Raw genomic sequence first — 17,639 nt, forward strand, 5'->3', positions numbered from 1 at the left:
CCGACCCGACCCCTGGGGTGTGAGTCTCAGCCAACAGCAGCGGTGGCCCGGAAAGCGTGGTCGTATGGCTGTATGGAGGAGCGTTGCGAAGATCGGGCCGCGCCAGGGGGCGCCGGACGGTTCGGCGGCCACCTGCTCGGTCGTCTCCTGGACCGAGCGGCTTCAGTGCAGCCCCATCTCTTGGCCTGGGTGATCGCGCAGGAGCTCGCCGCTGCGGGCGGCCTCCACGCCGTGCTACTGCTCCAGGACTACGAGCAACTGCTCCTCGTCCCCCTGTCCCACGACGGCTGTGCCGGCATGGGCCCACAGCCGGTCGTCGGCTCACCTGCGGGGCAGGCGCTGGTGGAGGAGAGCCTGGTCGTGGTGCCCGAAGTCAACGGGCTGCGGGCCTACCTCCCGCTGATGGACGGCGGGGACAGCCTCGGCGTGCTGGCGCTGTCTGTGGATCGCCTGGACGACGGAGAGAGAGCGGATCTGACCAGGTTCGCCACCCTGGTGGCGAGCCTGCTGACGTCACGGGACCGGTCCACGGATTGGTTCACCCGGGCACGGCGGCGCCGCCCGATGAGCGTCGCCGCCGAGATCCAGTGGTCCCTGCTGCCTCCGCTGACGATGTCGGTCCCCGAGGTGGAGGTGGCGGGTTTCCTGGAGCCGGCCTATGAGGTCGCCGGGGACAGCTTCGACTACGCCCTGAACGGCGACACCCTGCATGCCGCCGTGATCGACGCCATGGGACACGGTCTGAAGGCCGCAGTGATGGCCACCGCAGCGATCGGCGCCTACCGCCATGCGCGGCGTGCCGCCGTCGGCCTGGCCGAGATCTACGCCTACATGGACGAGGTGATCGCGGACCAGTTCGATCCCGAGCACTTCGCCACGGCGCAGATGATGCGGCTGGACGTCCCGTCCGGACGGCTGCAGTGGGTCAACGCCGGGCACCCGGCGCCGCTGCTCGTTCGCGACCACGACGTTGTTCGGATTCTCGACGGCCCGACCACCCTGCCCGTCGGCTTCGGCGGAGAGAAGCCGCTGGTCAGCGAGGTGAACCTGCAACCAGGAGACCGGATCGTCTGCTTCACCGACGGCGTGGTCGAGGAGCACACCTCGGGCGGCATCCAGTTCGGCCGCACCCAGCTCATCGACATCGCCGCACGCGTGGGGCGCGCCGGGAACGGGCTGGCAGCGACCACACGGGCCCTCTCCCACGCCCTCAACGCAGCACGGGGCGGGCGCACCAGCGACGACGCAACGATCTTCCTGATCGAGTGGCGCGGACCGGGCCGTTGACGGACCTTCCCGCAGGCGTGGATGCGCACTACGGAACCGGCCTCAACCGGGCAGGAGCGGAGTACGGTGAAAGTACCGAGGGTTCTTCGAACACCGGCGGCCATGCCCTGTCGTTCTCGGCGAACGCCGACACCGGGCCTGCCACGGCGGGCCCGGGGACAGGCCCGCACCATGACCAAACTGCCGCTTCCCGGACGTTCCGCGCTGCCCGACCCTCCGCCGTTCACGCCCCGCCCACGCTTCGCACTCAAGCCCGTCGGCCCGCCATCCGGTCTCCTCGACGGAGCCTGGTGGCCTCACTCCGATGACCTTGCGCACGAACTTCCGCTGCTCATAGCAGAGTTGGACCGTACCCGGGGGCGCATCACCCGCGTGACCGTCGACCCTCGCCACTGGAGGCAGCCGCTGCCGGCCCGTCTGCCGATTGCAGGCCGTGTCATCCGGATCGGCTGGTGCGCCGTCGAACAGGATCCGCACAAGCTCCTGCTCCTCTCCTTCGGCGTCGGACGCTGCGACCTGCTGGTCGTCCCGCCGCAGACGGACCCGACCACAGCCGCCCGGCTCATGGCGGCGGCCACCGACCCGGCCACCCGGCAGACCGCAAGCGCCCTGCTCGCCGCTGCCGTCGCCCTGGCCACCGACACCTGGGAGTCCGGCGGCGGTGTCCTCGCCCGCGCCTCCCTGGGGCTGGGGCAAGCTCTACCCGCTCGGCACTCGGCGGCCGACTGCACGGTCGAGCACCTCAAGGCCCGGTTCGAGCAGCAGGGGACGTTCGGCGAAGCGGAGCTGTGGGCGGCCCAGCTGGCCAGGGCTGCGGAGGCCCATGGCGGGAGCCTTGGACTCGAAGCGCTGGCCGAGGAGACCGGGCTTACGTACGAGCAGATCGGGGCAGGCACCTTGTGGCAGTTGCTGTGCTGGAAGCGGAGCGATTCGTAGCCGTGGCAGCTGTGGCGAGCAGGCCTGCCTGACGCGACATCAGAGTTCCGCTGGTCTGGGGACATCGTGCGCGGACGTCGACCTGGCGTCGTGTTCGCGGCGGGATCCGGTAGCCGGTCTGGCTCGTGCCGCGGTGATCTCCTGTTCGGCGGCGGCCCGGCCGAGCCAGGACGCGCCGTCGAAGGACTTGCCGGGTTCCAGGTCCTTGTAGACCTCGAAGAAGTGCTGGATCTCCCGGAGGTCGTGGGCGAACACGTCGTCCAGCTCGCGCAGGTGCCTCATGCGGGGGTCGGTTGCCGGCACGCACAGCACCTTGTCGTCCTCGCCCCGCTGGTCGTTCATACGGAACATGCCCAGCGCACGGCAGTGGATCAGAACACCGGGGAAGGTGGGGTCGCCGCCCAGAACGAGCGCGTCCAGGGGCTCGCCGTCCAGTCCGAGGGTGTCTTCGACGTAGCCGTAGTCGGCGGGGTACCGGGTGGACGTGAACAGCATGCGGTCCAACCGGATGCGCCCGAGAGTGTGATCCATCTCGTACTTGTTGCGGGACCCCTGGGGGATCTCGACGACGACAACGAAGTCCACTTCCCGCTCCTGGTGACGGCACGGATGGAAGGACGATGCCCGTTCCCCCGATGCCGGTCGGAGTGGGCGGCCCGGCCAGACGGGGGCCGTCTCGCTCGCCCGGAGACGCCGTTGTTCTCTGTACTCGTTGTATCTGTACAGCTGTCCGAGCCCGACCGGTTCTCAGTCAACCGGACCGAGGAGCCGCGTGGTCGGTTCTCCCCCGCCGTCGGTGCGAGTGCGGGACGAGCCCAGGTTCTTCCGGACCGAGTCGAGGATCGTCAGCCCCTGTCCGACCAGCCCCGCCGCGATCTCGCCCAGCCCGTCCGCGCCGTTCAGCACGTTGACGTTGGCGCCGGTCAGACCGCCGGCCGCCTCCTTGACGATCAGCGGCAGTTGGTCGATCAGCATCCGGTCCAGCGCGACCCGGTCGTTGGAAGCCGCAGCCTCGGCCTGGATCTTCATCCGCTCGGCCTCGGCCAGGGCCAGTACCCGGATCCGCTCGGCCTCCGCCTCGGCGGGGCGCACCACCTCGGCGACCAGTTGCTGCTGCCGCAGCTGGGCGGCGCGCTGGGCCAGCTCGGTCTGGGCCGTGAGCACCTCCTGCTGGGCGTGCGCGGCGGCCAGCGGTCCGGCCTGGGCGGCCTGCGCCTGTGCGCGGTCGACCTCGGCGGTGTACTCGGCCTTCACCACCGCGGTCTGCCGGGCGTACTCGGCCTGGTTTCGCGCCGCGGCCTGCTCGGCCTCGGCGGCGGCCTGGGTGGCCTGGGCCTGGGCGATCTTGGCCTGCCGCTGGATCGCGGCCTGGTGCGGGGCCGCCATCGCCGCTATGTAGCCGGTCTGCCCGTCGTCGATGGACTGGATCTGCAGCGAGTCGACGATGAGGCCGATCTTGGCCATCTCGGCCTTGGAGGTCTCCAGGACCTCGGTGGCCAGCTTCTGCCGTTCGGTGACGATCTCCTCGACCGTCATCGAGCCGATGATCGACCGTAGGTGGCCCGCGAAGATCCGGCCGGTCAGGACGGACATCTGGTCCTGGTCGGAGAGGAAGCGCTGACCCGCGTTGACGATGCTCTCCTTGTCGTTGCCCACCTTGAAGGCGATCACCGCTCGCACCGTGAGTGCGATGCCCTGATGCGTCACGCAGGTCTCGTCGACCTCCGCCTCGCACATCGCAAGCGTCAGAAAGCGAGTCTTCCGGTAGACCGGCAGCACGAATGCGCCATGGCCCGTGACCACGCGGAACGGCGCATCCCCCATGCCACGCCGACCACCGGAGATCAGCATCGCCTGGTCGGGAGCGGGAACACGATAGCCAAACATGATCATCACCTCTGCGAGGCCAGAACGCGTCGCACTTCATGTGAACACGCGCCCAGGTCAGCGTTGTCCGTTGTCGCCTTCGAGGAACTGAACGACCCAGGCGTGGCCGCTGAGACTGTCGGCAGCGACTTTGTGGACTTCGATGACCTGGCAGCCGTCGTGGATGTACTTCCCGGCGAATCGCTCCAGGAGCTCCGATTTATCAAGATCGTCCATCGACAGCGGGGCCCCTACCACCAGGTCTTCGTGCAGGGTCGCCCCACCCCCAGGTGGGGGCGAGCAAGTGCGGCACTGGTGCGACTCAGGCAAGGCCATACCGCCAGTCTGCGCCTCGGAGACCCAGTGAGCACGGACGACGGCCCAATTGCCCGTTGCGAGGGTGACTCGCGGCGATGACGCCGAGTCGCTGCAACCGACTCGCGTCTACGCGGTCTCGGCGGCGCCGGCGCCAACGCCCTGATCCCTCTGCTCGGACAACCCCGGACCCGCACCCGGTCAAAATCAGACGCCTGACATCGGTCCGGATCGACGCCGCGCGGAGTAGGCTGGAGGTTACCGAGGGTATTTCGTGCACCGGCTGCAGTGCCCCTGTCGTTCTCGGCGAACGCCGACACCGGGCCCGCGCGCGGGCCCGGAGACAGGACGTGCACCATGTCCGTGTCACTCCTTCGAATGCCTCTGGCAGTCCTCCCGCCGCCTCGTGGGGAGACGCCCGCTTTGCGGCTCGCGCTGCGGCCGGGTTTCGCCCCTGGGGCCCGCCCGATCGGCGCCCTGGACGGCGCCTGGTGGCCGCACTCCGACGACCTGGTTCGCGAACTGCCGTCCCTCGTCGAAAAGTTGGACCGACTGGGGCGGATCACGAGGGTCAATGTCAACCCGACCCACTGGCAGTCTTTGCCGCGCGAGGTGCCGGTCCCCGGCCACGTGGTCAAGGTCGGCTGGTTCACGACCGAGCAGGACCCGCACAAGCTGCTGCTCATGTCCTATCGGCTCGGGCGGTGGGACCTGCTCGTCATCCCGCCGCAGACCAGCCAGGCCGCGGCTGCCCGGTTGATGGCCGCCGCCACCGACCAGGCCGGAGCGCCCAGCGCGAGCGAGCTCATCGCCGCCGAACACAACCGCCACGCCGACGACGCCGACCTCCTCGCAGCCGCGCCCAGCGACTCCGGTCTGGAATCAGCATGGGAGTCCGAAGGCGGCGCGGCTGCATCCGCTCCGACAACCATGCCCATCGGCCGCATGCACGTGTCCTCGGGCAGGTGAGCACCGTGGGAACGCTGCTCACGCTCTTGGTGATCGCCGCCATGATCGGCATCGGCGTGTTGCTGATCCAACTGGCCAACGCCCGACACACCCTGCTCCCGACGGTAACCCAGCCGCACCGGTGGCACCTCCCGCGTCGGCGCCCGACCATCGAGCACACGCATCGCCGCCCCTGACCGGAAAGCCAGAGGTGGACCTCCGTGACGGGCGCGCTTCACGAGCCCGGCAAAACAGCGTGGCTTGCCGTCCCGGCTCCGGCCGAGCCGGCTCCGCCCCGGGTCGGCAAGCACCAGAAAGGTCGGCGGCATGACCACGATCACCGCTCCTGTACTCCTCGCCCGCCCAGTGGCCCGATCGCCGCTTCGGCTGGCCCTGACGCCCGACGGCACCAGGCGCCGACTCGACGGCGCCTGGTGGCCGCACTCCCGCGACCTCTCCGTCGAGCTTCCTCAGCTGATCGAGGAATTGGACCGCAGGTGGGGGCGCATCAGCCGAGCCTCCATTTACGACACCGCCTGGGCGCAGCGCAGTCACAGCATCGCGACCGGATCGCACGACGTCCGCGTGAACTGGTACGACCCTGACCAGGACCCTCACGCGATTGCCCTCTTCTCCTACCGCATCAAGCGGTGGCAACTCCTCGTCATACCGCCGGAGACCGCCTCCTGGCGCGCCGGCCAGCTCATGACCGCCGCCGCACGCTCCCGTAACCAGCAGAGTGCCCGCGCTCTCTTTGCACACGGACCCCTCGCCCCAGCCCTCGGCACGGGACCATACGGGCACGTCCGTATCCGCACGCGGCACGACCGCACCCCCGCCACCCCTGCGCGCTGACCGCGTTCAACATCCCCAATGAGGCGAATGGCCATGACCAGCACGTTCGAGGTCTACATCGACAACTCCGGAGAATGGCGCTTCCGCCTGACCGGTCTCCGAGGCGAGACCATCGTCGCAAGCAAGGCCTTCACCTCGCAGCTCGACTGCCTGGCCGGCGTCGCCGCCATGCAGACCAGCGCCACCGAGGCACAGATCACGGTCCTCGTCCCCTCGGTCTTGTAGTCGGCCGGGCTCGCCGATCGACCGAAGCGGCCAGTCGCTTCTGAAGCCGTGTGCCTTCAATGTGCCGTGGCGGCAGCCTGAGCGGGTACTTCTGATGAAGCTTCAGCAGGCCCTTTGCTTGATCCCGACGATCAAGAAAGCGCCCAGCTCAGGGCCACATCAGGCAGCACAGCTGGTGCCCGGGCTGCGCGGATCGGATCGGACGGCCGGTCCCTGCTACATCTCTAACGAGGTGGAGGCCGTGACCGGCCCGATGCCCATTATCAACGCGACCGCCGCGACGCTCCGCACAGCGGTGGAGTCCCTCCTCGACGACCGCGCGCACGGCGCAGGGATTGCTGCGTAATCGCTGGAGTTCGTCCGCACCCACCACGACGGTCGCCGCACGGCGGCGGCTCTGGCGGGCTTGCAGAGGCGAGCCGGATCAGGAGCTTGAGGTCGAGTGGGCGGCTGCCGCCTGCTCGACCTCACCCTGGTGTAGCCAGGCGATGACGTCGAGCACCCGCAGGACGGAGATGTCCTCGCCAATCCCTGCCTTGGCCCGGAGCAGCGCGAGCTGCTCCCGGAAGGCCCCGCCGTCCGCGCGTAGCGCGTCAGCCAGCGAGGACCAGAAGGTGTGGTCGACCCGAGGCCTCCGGAACAGCTTCTTGACGCGGCTGTCGTAGACCGGGATCAGGTGCGGCCGCTTGCGGGCCATGAGCTTGCCCGCTAGAACGGCGACGCGGACGCCGTCCGGGCCGGCCCGGACGACCAGCCGTTCCCACAGCTCCCAGGCGGGACCACCCTTCGCCACCAGCGGGTCGCTGCCGGGGTCTTCCAGTCGGGCGTCGCGGGGGATGGCCGACAGCAGCCGGTTCCAGTGCCCCCCGGGGTCGGCGAGCAGTTCGACCGCCCCGTGCGGGTCCGGCGAGACACTGAGCATAGTGACGGCGACCAGATCGGTCGCGTCGAACCGGTCCGCAGCCTCCGTGCGGTCCCCGCCACCGCCGAGCCGCTCGAAGTGAGCCCCCGACCAGTACAGGTCGCCCCTTGAGCGTCGGTCGGTGAAGTACGACCGCAGCAGTCGCACCGACTCGTTCACGTCCCAGTACACGGCAGGGATGTGAAGCTTCGTCATCTGAGCACCTGCGATTCCGGACGCACCACGGCGCGGATCATTGCCACGAGAGCCGGAGAGCCGGGACTCGGGGTCTGTCGGTTGACTGGCACATATCCCCAACTTGCGTAGAGAGCTTGGACCTTGCCGTCCCCGGCTTTTGGGTTAACGAGGAGCGTGACGCGGGGCTCGGGGCGTCCGGCCAGCAGGGCATCGTGAAGCCGCAACGACGCGCCGGTCTTCCGCCAGGCCGGTCTCACACCGAGCTCCTTGAGCGCGAGTGTGGGGACCTGGTCGAAGCCGGGCGGGAGCGGCTCGTCCATGCGGGTCCACCAGCGGTTCCCGGCCAGGACGGTGTTGCCGTAGGCGTAGCCAACGGGCTCGACGCCGTCGTAGCCGATCACGGCCTCCCATCCGTCCTCGGCGGCGTGGCGGTCCAGGCGCTCGGCGAAGGAGTCCGCGCTGTAGTGGGGCAGGTGGATGAGGTCGTGGCGCACGTCCGCGTACATGTCGAGCATGACTTGCCGGATGCCGGCGAGGCCGGTGTAGCGCTCGACCTGGATGCGGGACGCGGCGGCGGTGCTCATGCTGTCCTTCCGCATGTCACTTCCGGCCCACGAGGATGCCGCCAAGGCACGTGATCCGGAACGAACCCTGCTCGACGATCTCCGCCTCGACCAACTCTCGTGCCCTCGTGAGTGTGGAGGCGAAGGGCACGCCGAGCTGGTCAGCCCAAGCCTCATAGGACGCAAGGTGGGCCACCACTGGTTCGGCATCTGTGACCTTGATCGTGCCTGGTAGCTCCATAACCCGGATGTCCACGAGGCCGCGGCCGAGCAGCTCCGGTGCCTTCTCCAGCGAGAAGCGGGAGCTGAGGGACACCCGAGACGGGCCTTCGGTGATGCCGAGTACATCAGCGGCGGCTTGCTTCCAGAGCTGGTCGAGTTCCTGCTTGTCGGTGTCGCTGTTGGTGGAGGCGATCACGAGTCCGCCGGGTTTGAGGACGCGGGCGAGCTCGCTGATGGCGGTCGGGATGTCGGGCACGTGGTAGAGCATGTGCATCGCCAGAACGGCGTCCACAGAGGCGTCGGCGATGGGGAGTGCCTGGGCGTCGGCGACCACGACGGGGCGTGGGACGTCGGCGAGGATGCCGGCGGAGATGTCCGTCCCGATGACGTGGAGGTCGGGCCGGTCGCGGTGGAGGCGGGTGACGAACTTGCCGTTGCCGCAGCCGATGTCGAGGACGGTGCCTGTGATCTCGGTGAGTTGCTCGACGGCGATGCCGGGCAGGTCGTAGCGCGGCTGCTGCCACTGGTAGATCGACTGCCGTGCGGCCAGGTGCCGGTCGTCGGCGTATGCGCTGGTGGCCAGGCGGGCCTTGTCGGTCACGGCGGCGTCCTGCTGTGCGGTGTTGCTCGTCACGTGCTTGGCTCCGAGGTGGTCGTGAGGGCAGGGCGAGAGCAGGCTTCCTGGACATTCTTACGGAGGCTCAGGAGCGCGGGCGATCCAGCGAAGGGCTGCGAGGCAAGGCTGCTGTTCAAGGCCTGGAGGCGCTTGGCGATGCTGGCGGTGAGACGCTCTGGTCCGGCCTGCATCACGACGTTGAGCGCTTCCTGCGCGCCATCGGTGTCTCGGCTGGCGAGGTGCGCGTTGGCGAGGTCGAGGTGGGCGGCAAGCAGGTCACCGGACGATTGGTCGGCCTCTGGAGCCGCTTGGTAGAGAGCGATGGCCAGATGCGATGCCTCGATCGCTTGGGGTACCCAGCGCGTGCTGTCGAGAGCGAGCAGCGCGGTGCCGGCGTACGCCCACTGCTTGGCCTCGGGGAAGTCGAAGACGCCGGGCAGATCCACGACTGCCGAGCCGGTGCGGGCCTCAGCGGCGGACTCGATGGCGCGGAGGGTTCCGGCCTGGTCGCCGACCGCGGCAGAGGCGCGGGCTTCGAGGCTGAGGAGGCGGGCGCCGATGGTGCCGCCGTCGCTGTACGGCATTCCTGCTCGGGCGAGGTCGGCGGCCCGGGCATAGTCGCGCTGCCAGTAGGCGATCAGTGACTGGATGGAGCGGACCCAGGCGCGTAGCCCGTTGTGGCCGGCGTGTTCGCCGCAGAGCCAGGAGGTGCGAGCGTGAGTGGCGGCGACGGCGTAGTGGCCGAGGTCGAGGGCGATGTGGGTGGCGAGTCCGCTGAGGCGGCCTGCGGCGAGGTAGAGCCGGATGGTCTGCTGCGGGTGCTGGCGGCCCTGGAGCAGGTCGAAGACGCCGCGTCGCAGGGCGCTGATCTCGTGGATCAGGTCGGGGACCGGCTTGCTGACGTACTCCACCGCGAGGCGGGCGATGTCCGCCTCCAACTGCTCCAGCAGGATGTCATCGACATTGGTGCTGCTCGCGAACCGCAGGAACAGCGCTGATTCGGCGGAGTCGGTCGCGATGGCGGCGACCATGTCCCGTGGGCTCGCGGGTCGCCGAGCTTCGGGTAACTGCATGGGAACGGCGATAGGTCGGGCTGCCTCGGTGTCCGTTCCGTCGAGTAGTTCAGCGAGTTGATCGACGGTGACGTCGAGAGTCCCGGCCAGCTTGGGGCGCATCCACGGTTGGGGCGCGGCATGGCCGCTCTCCCACCGCCCGACGGTGGTCCGGTCGACCTCCATTGCCTCGGCCAGCGACTCCTGGGTGTGTCCGACCGCCTTGCGGCGCTCGATGAGCCTGGGCCTCCTGGTCGCCATGCACGTCCTCCTCGGCGAGCTAGGTTCGCCTGGAGCGCGACGTCCCAGCTCAGCGGTCGGTTTGCAGCACGGATGCGTCCTGTGCGCATCAATTCTGCCGTGGTTCTTCGCGCTTGAGCGCGGTTTGGTGAAGACACCCCGGGAGCGCCCGGAGCGAGAGAAGGCCGGCGGAAGTCGGTGCACGCTCCTCCTCGAAAGGCCAGCCAGCCATGTCCGTTCTTGCCCCTCCGCCGAGCCAGCTCGGTCCGGGCTTCCGCGTGGAGCCCGCCGCAGACGCGGTGTCCGCTGCACGCCGGGTGATCTCGGACCTGGTGATCGAGCGGGAGCTGCCGCTGACCGATGCCGCCCGCCGAGACGTGGCCCTGCTCTCGGCGGAGGTCATCACCAACGCCGCCCGGCACACGGGTGCTGCCTGCGTGGTGCTGGTCCTGTGGACGGGTGAGCGCCTGCGCGTCGAGGTCACCGACACCGACCCCGAACTGCCCACACCGAGGGGCTTCGACCCCACCGTGCCGCACGGTCGCGGTCTGCTCCTGGTGGCGGCCCTCGCCGCCGACTGGGGAGCCGAACCCGACCCCGCCGGCAAGCGGGTCTGGTTCGAGGTCGGCCCAGACTCGCGCCTCGACGGCGAGGAACGGCTCACCGCACTCGTGCGCGTGGCCGCGCCGATGGCCGCCGGCTTCACCCCGAAAGGCAGCACCTGACCCCAGCTCCTGGCCCGGTCGCGACGCGGGCCAGGGAATGGAGCCCGGCCCCGGCCTGGGTTCCCGCACCACGCGGTGGCTCCCGGTTTCACGCTCCCCCGCGACGGGGCCGCCGCACACAACCCGATGGACCAGGCAACCGGCCCGGTCCGCACTTCTCACGCAGGAGGTCTGCGATGCACGAGCACCTCACCAGCGCCACCGAGCAGGAGAACGACGGCCTGCTCATCGCCCGCACCAAGGTCGCCGCCGCCCGCTCGCGTGCGGCCATGCAGGAGTCCGACGGCGGCTCCACCGGCGTCAGCGACAGCAACGACTGACGGCTGATCCGATGACCACCGAGCCCTTCTCGGTGGCCCAACGCCTGGGCGGGGACGACTTCCTCGCCCAGGCGTTCGGCCGCACCTACCTGGTCGCACGCGGCGAAGCCGCGTCCGTCGCCGGGCTGATCAGCTGGGACGACCTGAACTCGATCCTGGCCCGGCACCGGCTCGACGCCCCACGGTTCCGCCTCGCCGCCGACGGCGAACCCGTCCCCAGCTACCGCTACACCCAGCCCGTCGTCACCCGCCGAAGCACCGTCTGGCAGCGCCTCCAGCCCGACGCCCTGCACCAGCAACTGGCCGCCGGAGCAACTCTGGTACTGGACGCCGTCGATGAGCTCCACCCTGGCCTGCATCACCTCGCCGCCCAGCTGGAGCGCTGGCTGCGTACCTCCTGCCAGATCAACCTCTATGCCTCCTGGACCGGCACCGAGGGCTTCGGTACCCACTGGGACGACCACGACGTGGTCGTCGTCCAGCTCGACGGCGCCAAGCGCTGGCGTCTGTACGGCCCCACCCGCACCGCCCCCATGCACCGCGACGTCGAGGCACCCGAGCCCCCGCCAAGCGAACCGGTCGCGGACCTGGTCCTGGCCGCCGGAGACGTCCTCTACCTGCCGCGCGGCTGGTGGCACGCGGTGGCTGCGTCCGAGGGTCAGCACTCCCTCCACGTCACCTGTGGCCTGCAGTCCCACAGCGGCGCCGATCTGATCACCTGGCTGTCCGAGACGCTGCGCGCCCACGAGGGAGTCCGCGCCGAGGTGCCACGACTTGCCGGTGACGCCGACCAACGCGCCTTCGTCGACGAGCTGCGCAAGCTGCTCCTGGAGGAGCTGGACAGCCCCGACCTCGTCGCCCGCTTCGCAGCAGCCCGGGATGCGACGGAGTCCCCACGACTCGCCCCCTCTCTTCCCTTCGTCAATGGCGTCCCGCCACAGCCGGACCTGTTGGTCCGCTTGCTGCCCTCGCGCCCGGCTCTGTCCACGGACAGCGATGGGAATGTCCACCTGGTCGCCGGGGGAGAGGACTGGACGTTGGCTGCCCCCGTGCTGCCGCTCCTGGAGCAACTCGCCGACGGCGGTCAGCACCGCCTTGCTCTTCTGGCCGACCGCGCAGGCCTCACCCTCACCCAGGCGGCCTCCGTGGTCACCGAGCTGGTCAACGGCAACGCCGCCGCCCTCGGGGGTAACCGGTGAGAACCCGCATGGGGCTGGGCACCTACCGCTGCCCGACGTCCGCCGGGCCGCCGCGATGGCGGCCCGGTGCGGCGCCGACTGGCTCGACACCGCCCCCAACTACGCCGCAGGCCAGGCCGAGACAGCCCTCGCTCCCGTCCTCGCCCGGCACTCCCGTGTCCAGGTCTCTACCAAGGTCGGCTTCATCGCCGAAACCGACCGGCCCGCCGCCGTCGCGGCCGGCGTCCTCACTGAGGCAGAAGCCACGGAAGGTCACAGCCTCAAGCCCGAGTACCTGCGCTGGCAGATCGCGCGCAGCCGCCACCACCTGGGCCGGATGCCCGACCTCGTCTTCCTCCACAACCCCGAGCACCACTGCCCATCCGAGCACGTCAACGAGCTGCTGTACACGGCGTTCACCGTGCTGGAGGAAGCCTGCGCCGACGGCCAACTGCGTGCCTACGGCATCGCCACCTGGAGCGGCTTCAGCAGCGGCCTGTTCGACATCCCCACTCTCCTGGGCGCCGCCTTTCGCGCCGGAGGAGCCGACCACCGACTGCGCGCCGTCCAATTCCCGCTCTCCATCGTGCGCCTCGCCCCCATAGCCCAAGTGCTCGAAGGACGCGGCGTCCTCGCGGACGCCCGAGCAGCGGGCCTGGCGGTCTTCGCCTCCGCGCCGCTGCACGGCGGCCAGGTCCCCGAGCTGTTCACCCCGGAACTCATCGACCTGATCGCGCCGGGAAGCACCCCGGCCCAAGCAGCGCTCGCCCTGGTTGGGTCAGCGCCGGGCGTGCGCCGGGTCCTCATCAGCACCGGTAGCCAGGAACACTGGAATCAGGCCGTAACCGCGCTCGACGGCCCTGTGTTGAGCAGGGACCAACTCCAGAGGATCACGGATGTACTCGGAACCTGACCCCGCAACCGCCGACCGTATGCGCAAAGCCCACGCCAACGCCACGCGGGCCTTCAGAGCCCGCGTCGTAGGCGAGGGCGAATCATGGGGCTGGCGCGGACGCACCCTCAGCAGGCGCGTCACCACCGAGGACGGTGAGCGCTGGCTCCGCCTGGTCTCGGCGCCGGCCGACAGGGCAGGCGGCAAGCTCTGGGAGGGCCCCACCGAGGCAGAACTCGCGGTGCCCGCGAGCGTCCCCCGCCCTCGATTGCGTGCCTCCTCCAGCTGGACGGACGACGAGGACGCCTACCTGGCCGAGCTCTACGACGTGGTCACCGACACGACGATCACCACGGACAGCCCCGTCCTGCGCTCTGCTCCGCGCCTCTCGGGACAGTGGTGGCTCGGGCTGGTGATCGCGCTCGACGCGGTCGGTGACGTCCCCACCACCCGAGTCGCCCTGCGACAGGAGTACCTGGAGCGGGCCATGCCGGAGTACCTGGGCTTCACGCCCAGCCAGGACGGAGTCGTCTGGGCCACGGCTCACGGTGACCTGCACTGGGCCAACCTCACCGCGCCAGGACTTCACGTGCTCGACTGGGAGGGATGGGGCCTGGCACCAGCAGGCTACGACGCTGCCATGCTCCACAGCTACAGCCTCCTGGTGCCCGACGTCGCGGCGGCCGTCCGGCACCACCTGTCCGACCAGCTCAACACGCCCTCGGGCCGCTTCGCCGAACTCGCGGTGATCACCCAGCTCCTGCAGACCAACAGCCGAGGTGACAACCTCGACCTCGCCGAGCCCCTCCGGGCCCGGCTGGCGATCCTGCGAAAGGAAGAGGATGTCGCGCTGGGGTAACCGTGTCCAGCCTGCTGTTCGGCCAGACCGAACGTGCACGTACTCTCTCGGGCATGCGCCACCAGCACCACCCGGCTCAGCCCGTCACCGCGGGCCTGCGCCCGTCCATATGTAAGACCGACTTGGATGCGGTGCTCGCGGCGGGCTGGGTTGACCTTGGTCACCTCGCTCCTGGCGAGCGGCGCTTGGCCTCGCGTTTTTACGAGACGGCCGCTGTCGACCGGGCGCGTCTCCGGGCCGTGCAGGAGGTCGCGCGCTCGTCATGCGAGGAGTGGACGGGGAGTCGCCCGCATCCGATGGGGTCTTCGTACGCGGGTACAGCGCTCGGGCGCTCGGATATCGACCTGTATGCCCCGATGCCCGAGCGCTGCGGGAGTCTGGGGGAGCTGGAGACGTTGCTGGCGGGGAGGGCGGTCTACCGCAAGACCCGCCCGGGGCCGACTGGTGAGGACCGGCATCTGTTCAGCTACCACGAGGGCGGAACCAGGGTAGACCTCAACTTCGTTCCGCCCTCCGACTACCGGCTCGCGCTGGCGGTCGTCCACGAGATCCGCAGGGGCCTGACCCGCGAGGACCGCGTCGCGCAGACCTGGGTCAAGCACCTGCTCCAGGAGCGCGCGGCCGACGACAGCTACGACGCTTGGAAGACCGCCATGCGTCTGCGGTCCTCGGCGACGCTTCGGGCGCTGATGGCGACCGGCGCTGCTGACAGCCCGGGGTGGCTCCAGGACTGCGCTCCCCTTGGTTGTGGGTGAGTTGCCGGGGCTCGGCGGGCACCGCTGTTGGAGGGGCTTGGGGGTGGGAGCGAAAACACTCGTTGCACCCGTCGCACCGCAGGTCAGGTGGAGTACGGGTATCGAATCTGGGACGGGTGCAGCCGTCCCAGACCCGTCCGCCATGGTCGACACATGGACTGGTCGGCGGGCGCGGCACGTCAGCAGCGGCGGACCAGGAACACGCCGCGGCCCCACATCGCTCGGGTTGAGCGATGCGGGGCCGCCGTCGGCGGTGCGGCTCACGTTGGCGGCTACTCGTAGCGGAACTGGTCGTAGAGGTCGCCGAGGCGGTCGAGTTCGGCGCGGTCCTTGGCGCTCAGCCGGGACTCGACGAGGTCCAGGTCCGGCTTGCCGCCGTTGTTGCGCAGGTCGTCCGCGGTGATGTGACGGATGAGGATTTCCGCGATCTTGAGACTGATCTGCTCCTTGGTGCGGGTCTGCGCGCCACGGGTGTAGTCCTTGCGGATGCGGCGACCGCCAACGACGTCGGAGAGGTAGTCGTACTCGGCGCAGTCCTCGGCCGTCATGCGGGAGCGCATCATCGCCGGGGTGATGAGCGTGCCCGGCAGGTACACCTCGACGTAGGGGTCGATGAGGGTGTCGAGGCGGAGCTGGGCCTCGGGGCGGGTGATGTTGTCGCCCGGCTTCGCCCTGCGGGTCTTGATGTCCGCGATGGCCCCGTCGGTGGCGTCGTAGTCGCGCATGAGTCGGCTGGCGTTGTCGAACGCCTCCTTCTCGGCGCGCGTGGCGCTCTTGAGCAGCGCCATCTCGACCGGGGTGAACGCGCGACCGTCGCGCAGGTGGGAGAAGGTTTCGGGGCCGCGCTGCTCGCGGGGGAGGAAGTCACAGTCGAAGAGCAGGTCGAGGACGTCGCGGCGGATGGCGGGCTTGGGCATGAGGGCTCCTTCGGGTGTGCGGCAGGGGTTCGGGGGCGGTGACGAGCTCGGGGGCCGACAGCGTGGAGGTGGTGATCGGGGCATGTGTTGATCCCTGCTGGTCATCGGTGACGGTTGCGGTCCGGGGTGATTCCCGGCGTCCGTGCACTGGACGCCGGCGTGCTGGGCCTAGTGGTGAGGCGGCTTCGGGTGAGGGCGCTGTGGGCGCGGCGGTGGTGCTGCTGGGCTTGCTGGTCGTGGATCCGCCACAGGAGCAGCGCGGCCGGGTTGTCGGCCTGGCCGAGGTCCTTTCGGTCGTCGTCCCCGAGGGCAACTGATCCGCTGCCGCTTGCGTCGGCGTGGTGGAGGGCGGTTGCCAGGGCGGGCCAGTGGGGGTCGGTGGTGATCCGCTCGGCCAGCCCGGGGGCATGGGCGTGGATCCAGGTCTGCCAGCGGGCGTTGACGCGCGGGTCGGGGGCCTGGCGCGTGAGGTGGGCCAGCGGCTGGGCGGCGGTCTGCTGGTAGGCGGCGCGCAGGTGGATGAGGGTCTGACGGGCGGCGTGTTCCTGCTGCTCGTGGCGGTGGGCCTGGTGCCAGCGAGCGGCGGCGAAGACGGCGTCGATGAGCACGCAGAGGAGCCAGGTGACGGCGTCGCCGGTGCCGTGGGTGTGGGTGAGCTGGTAGGCGAGTTCGCGTGTCGCTCGGCCGGCCTGGTAGTCGGCCTCCTTCCTGGAGCGGGTGGCGCGTTCGAACACGACGGTGGCGGCACGAAGTTCGTTGTGCACTGCCGCTGGTGCGGTGTGGGTGGTGGCGTCGAGGAGGGCGCCGAGGGCGTGTATGTGGTCGGCGGCCTCCTGGTCGGTGGCGTGGTCGAGTGTGCGCGGGTAGTGGTCGAGATGGCGGGCAGCGTGCCGCCACGGGTCGCCGGGCTGGTAGCCGCCTACGAAGTGCTCGGCCGCCGCGAGGCGGGTGAGGATCTTCGGGAGGGACAGGTCGGGAGCGAGGCGGCTGCCGGAGAACCACACCGGTTCGCGGCCGGGCTCGGGTTGGTGGGCGAAGGTGATGCCGCGGATGTCGCCGGACGGCTTGCGCGCCACGTTCGCGAGCACGCCCTGGACGGCGAGGTGGGCGACCAGCTCGTCCACCGAGGCGCTGGCCGTGAGGGCTTCGCGGACTGCGGTGCGCAGCCGGACGCTCGCGGCAGGCCGGTTCTGCCGGGTGGCCTTGAAGTGCTCCTTGTGTCCTGGGCGTTTTGCCGCGGTGCCGTCGCCGCGCCGCACCAACTGGAGGCCGAGGTCTTGCTCGATGCGGTCGACCTCGCGTCGCATCTCCTTGATCCAGTACTTGGGTTGTTCGGGGGCGCGGCCGTCCTGGCGGACCAGGCCGACCAGGAGGTGGATGTGGTCATCCGCGTGCCGCACCGCGATCCACCGCGGGCCTTTGGTGTCGCCGTCGACCAGTAGGCCGCCGGCCGTCAGGACGCGTCGGGCAACGCTCGCCCACTCGGCGTCGGTGAGCTGCCTGTCGCCGGGGGCGGTGCGGATGGGGATGTGCAGGTACTTCACCTTCGGTCGCTGGTCTGGGCGCAGGGCCTTGATGGGGATGTCGAGTCGGGCGGCGAGCTGGCCGACCGTGTGCTGGTCGGGGTGGCGGCCGGGGTCTGGGGCGCGGTCGATCCAGGCTGCGACCAGGTGCGGGTCGGTGTGCTCGTTGGAGCGGCCCGGCCCGAAGAGGTAAGCCACGGTGTTGTGGGCGTAGCTGCGGGTGGAGATGGGCTTGACGATCAAGTG

General features: G+C 69.9%; 22 protein-coding genes. 13 read left to right on the forward strand and 9 right to left on the reverse strand.

The genetic code is table 11. The features are described 5' to 3' along the window. Positions 1 to 72: 72 nt before the first annotated feature. Positions 73 to 1,287, forward strand: coding sequence for a PP2C family protein-serine/threonine phosphatase (locus BS83_RS08425; RefSeq protein ID WP_037602334.1), 1,215 nt, complete (start codon positions 73 to 75; stop codon positions 1,285 to 1,287). 171 nt (positions 1,288 to 1,458) lie between these two features. After that, positions 1,459 to 2,223 (forward strand): DUF5994 family protein, encoded by a 765-nt coding sequence (locus BS83_RS45230; RefSeq protein ID WP_232248129.1) that lies wholly within the window; start codon positions 1,459 to 1,461, stop codon positions 2,221 to 2,223. 39 nt (positions 2,224 to 2,262) lie between these two features. Here BS83_RS45230 and BS83_RS08435 read toward each other — a convergent pair whose 3' ends face one another. The 3 genes from BS83_RS08435 to BS83_RS47280 form a co-directional block, all read right to left on the reverse strand. Then, the gene (locus tag BS83_RS08435) at positions 2,263 to 2,808 is read right to left on the reverse strand and encodes an inorganic diphosphatase (RefSeq protein WP_084713211.1); all 546 of its coding nucleotides are present in this window, start codon (positions 2,806 to 2,808) and stop codon (positions 2,263 to 2,265) included. 162 nt (positions 2,809 to 2,970) lie between these two features. Continuing rightward, positions 2,971 to 4,110, reverse strand: coding sequence for an SPFH domain-containing protein (locus BS83_RS08440; protein ID WP_051942841.1), 1,140 nt, complete (start codon positions 4,108 to 4,110; stop codon positions 2,971 to 2,973). A 57-nt stretch (positions 4,111 to 4,167) separates the two neighbouring features. Then, on the reverse strand, positions 4,168 to 4,326 hold the full coding sequence (locus tag BS83_RS47280) for a hypothetical protein (RefSeq protein WP_232248131.1): 159 nt from the start codon (positions 4,324 to 4,326) through the stop codon (positions 4,168 to 4,170). 456 nt (positions 4,327 to 4,782) lie between these two features. Here BS83_RS47280 and BS83_RS08450 point away from each other — a divergent pair, with 456 nt between their 5' ends. The 5 genes from BS83_RS08450 to BS83_RS08470 all read left to right on the forward strand — a co-directional run bounded on the left by BS83_RS08450 (position 4,783) and on the right by BS83_RS08470 (position 6,778). After that, a complete protein-coding gene (locus BS83_RS08450; RefSeq protein WP_232248133.1) occupies positions 4,783 to 5,373 on the forward strand; it encodes a DUF5994 family protein in 591 nt (196 codons plus the stop codon). After that, complete coding sequence (locus tag BS83_RS08455; protein ID WP_037602338.1) at positions 5,370 to 5,549, forward strand: hypothetical protein; 180 nt, start codon at positions 5,370 to 5,372, stop codon at positions 5,547 to 5,549. Before BS83_RS08450 ends, BS83_RS08455 begins: the two co-directional genes overlap by 4 nt. Before the next feature lie 130 nt (positions 5,550 to 5,679). Continuing rightward, the gene (locus tag BS83_RS08460) at positions 5,680 to 6,207 is read left to right on the forward strand and encodes a DUF5994 family protein (RefSeq protein WP_051942789.1); all 528 of its coding nucleotides are present in this window, start codon (positions 5,680 to 5,682) and stop codon (positions 6,205 to 6,207) included. Positions 6,208 to 6,240: 33 nt separating this feature from the next. After that, positions 6,241 to 6,432, forward strand: coding sequence for a YegP family protein (locus BS83_RS08465; RefSeq protein ID WP_037603243.1), 192 nt, complete (start codon positions 6,241 to 6,243; stop codon positions 6,430 to 6,432). A gap of 94 nt (positions 6,433 to 6,526) precedes the next feature. Continuing rightward, positions 6,527 to 6,778: a hypothetical protein gene (locus BS83_RS08470; protein WP_037602340.1), complete on the forward strand. Its 252-nt coding sequence runs from the start codon at positions 6,527 to 6,529 to the stop codon at positions 6,776 to 6,778. A gap of 78 nt (positions 6,779 to 6,856) precedes the next feature. Here the strand turns inward: BS83_RS08470 and BS83_RS08475 are convergent, their stop codons facing one another. The 4 genes from BS83_RS08475 to BS83_RS08490 are packed head-to-tail and all read right to left on the reverse strand — an operon-like array spanning position 6,857 to position 10,245. Continuing rightward, on the reverse strand, positions 6,857 to 7,549 hold the full coding sequence (locus BS83_RS08475; RefSeq protein WP_051942791.1) for a DUF6308 family protein: 693 nt from the start codon (positions 7,547 to 7,549) through the stop codon (positions 6,857 to 6,859). Continuing rightward, positions 7,546 to 8,115 (reverse strand): N-acetyltransferase, encoded by a 570-nt coding sequence (locus BS83_RS08480; protein ID WP_037603247.1) that lies wholly within the window; start codon positions 8,113 to 8,115, stop codon positions 7,546 to 7,548. The genes BS83_RS08475 and BS83_RS08480 overlap by 4 nt, the downstream gene beginning before the upstream one ends. A 16-nt stretch (positions 8,116 to 8,131) precedes the next feature. Beyond that, positions 8,132 to 8,950: a class I SAM-dependent methyltransferase gene (locus tag BS83_RS08485; RefSeq protein WP_037602348.1), complete on the reverse strand. Its 819-nt coding sequence runs from the start codon at positions 8,948 to 8,950 to the stop codon at positions 8,132 to 8,134. Further along, positions 8,947 to 10,245 (reverse strand): helix-turn-helix domain-containing protein, encoded by a 1,299-nt coding sequence (locus tag BS83_RS08490; RefSeq protein ID WP_051942792.1) that lies wholly within the window; start codon positions 10,243 to 10,245, stop codon positions 8,947 to 8,949. Before BS83_RS08490 ends, BS83_RS08485 begins: the two co-directional genes overlap by 4 nt. A gap of 209 nt (positions 10,246 to 10,454) precedes the next feature. Between BS83_RS08490 and BS83_RS41555 the strand changes: the two genes are divergently transcribed. The 6 genes from BS83_RS41555 (at position 10,455) to BS83_RS08515 (ending at position 14,953) form a co-directional block, all read left to right on the forward strand. Next, positions 10,455 to 10,949: an ATP-binding protein gene (locus BS83_RS41555; RefSeq protein ID WP_084713212.1), complete on the forward strand. Its 495-nt coding sequence runs from the start codon at positions 10,455 to 10,457 to the stop codon at positions 10,947 to 10,949. A 176-nt stretch (positions 10,950 to 11,125) separates the two neighbouring features. Further along, positions 11,126 to 11,269, forward strand: a complete 144-nt coding sequence (locus BS83_RS46340) for a hypothetical protein (RefSeq protein ID WP_198035167.1) — start codon at positions 11,126 to 11,128, stop codon at positions 11,267 to 11,269. A gap of 11 nt (positions 11,270 to 11,280) precedes the next feature. Then, the gene (locus tag BS83_RS08500; protein ID WP_037602350.1) at positions 11,281 to 12,468 is read left to right on the forward strand and encodes a cupin domain-containing protein; all 1,188 of its coding nucleotides are present in this window, start codon (positions 11,281 to 11,283) and stop codon (positions 12,466 to 12,468) included. A 55-nt stretch (positions 12,469 to 12,523) separates the two neighbouring features. After that, the gene (locus tag BS83_RS08505; protein WP_063774121.1) at positions 12,524 to 13,360 is read left to right on the forward strand and encodes an aldo/keto reductase; all 837 of its coding nucleotides are present in this window, start codon (positions 12,524 to 12,526) and stop codon (positions 13,358 to 13,360) included. Next, positions 13,344 to 14,198, forward strand: a complete 855-nt coding sequence (locus BS83_RS08510) for a hypothetical protein (protein WP_037602352.1) — start codon at positions 13,344 to 13,346, stop codon at positions 14,196 to 14,198. Before BS83_RS08505 ends, BS83_RS08510 begins: the two co-directional genes overlap by 17 nt. 2 nt (positions 14,199 to 14,200) lie before the next feature. After that, positions 14,201 to 14,953 carry a hypothetical protein gene (locus BS83_RS08515; RefSeq protein ID WP_037602353.1) on the forward strand — a complete coding sequence of 251 codons (753 nt, stop codon included), beginning with the start codon at positions 14,201 to 14,203 and terminating at the stop codon, positions 14,951 to 14,953. A gap of 272 nt (positions 14,954 to 15,225) precedes the next feature. Here BS83_RS08515 and BS83_RS08520 read toward each other — a convergent pair whose 3' ends face one another. Together BS83_RS08520 and BS83_RS08525 are read right to left on the reverse strand one after the other, a co-directional pair. Further along, positions 15,226 to 15,870 (reverse strand): hypothetical protein, encoded by a 645-nt coding sequence (locus BS83_RS08520; RefSeq protein ID WP_037602354.1) that lies wholly within the window; start codon positions 15,868 to 15,870, stop codon positions 15,226 to 15,228. A gap of 101 nt (positions 15,871 to 15,971) precedes the next feature. Continuing rightward, a complete protein-coding gene (locus tag BS83_RS08525) occupies positions 15,972 to 17,636 on the reverse strand; it encodes a hypothetical protein (protein ID WP_051942794.1) in 1,665 nt (554 codons plus the stop codon). Positions 17,637 to 17,639: the final 3 nt, after the last annotated feature.

The sequence above is a fragment of the Streptacidiphilus rugosus AM-16 genome (assembly GCF_000744655.1).
Classification (GTDB): Bacteria; Actinomycetota; Actinomycetes; order Streptomycetales; family Streptomycetaceae; genus Streptacidiphilus; species Streptacidiphilus rugosus.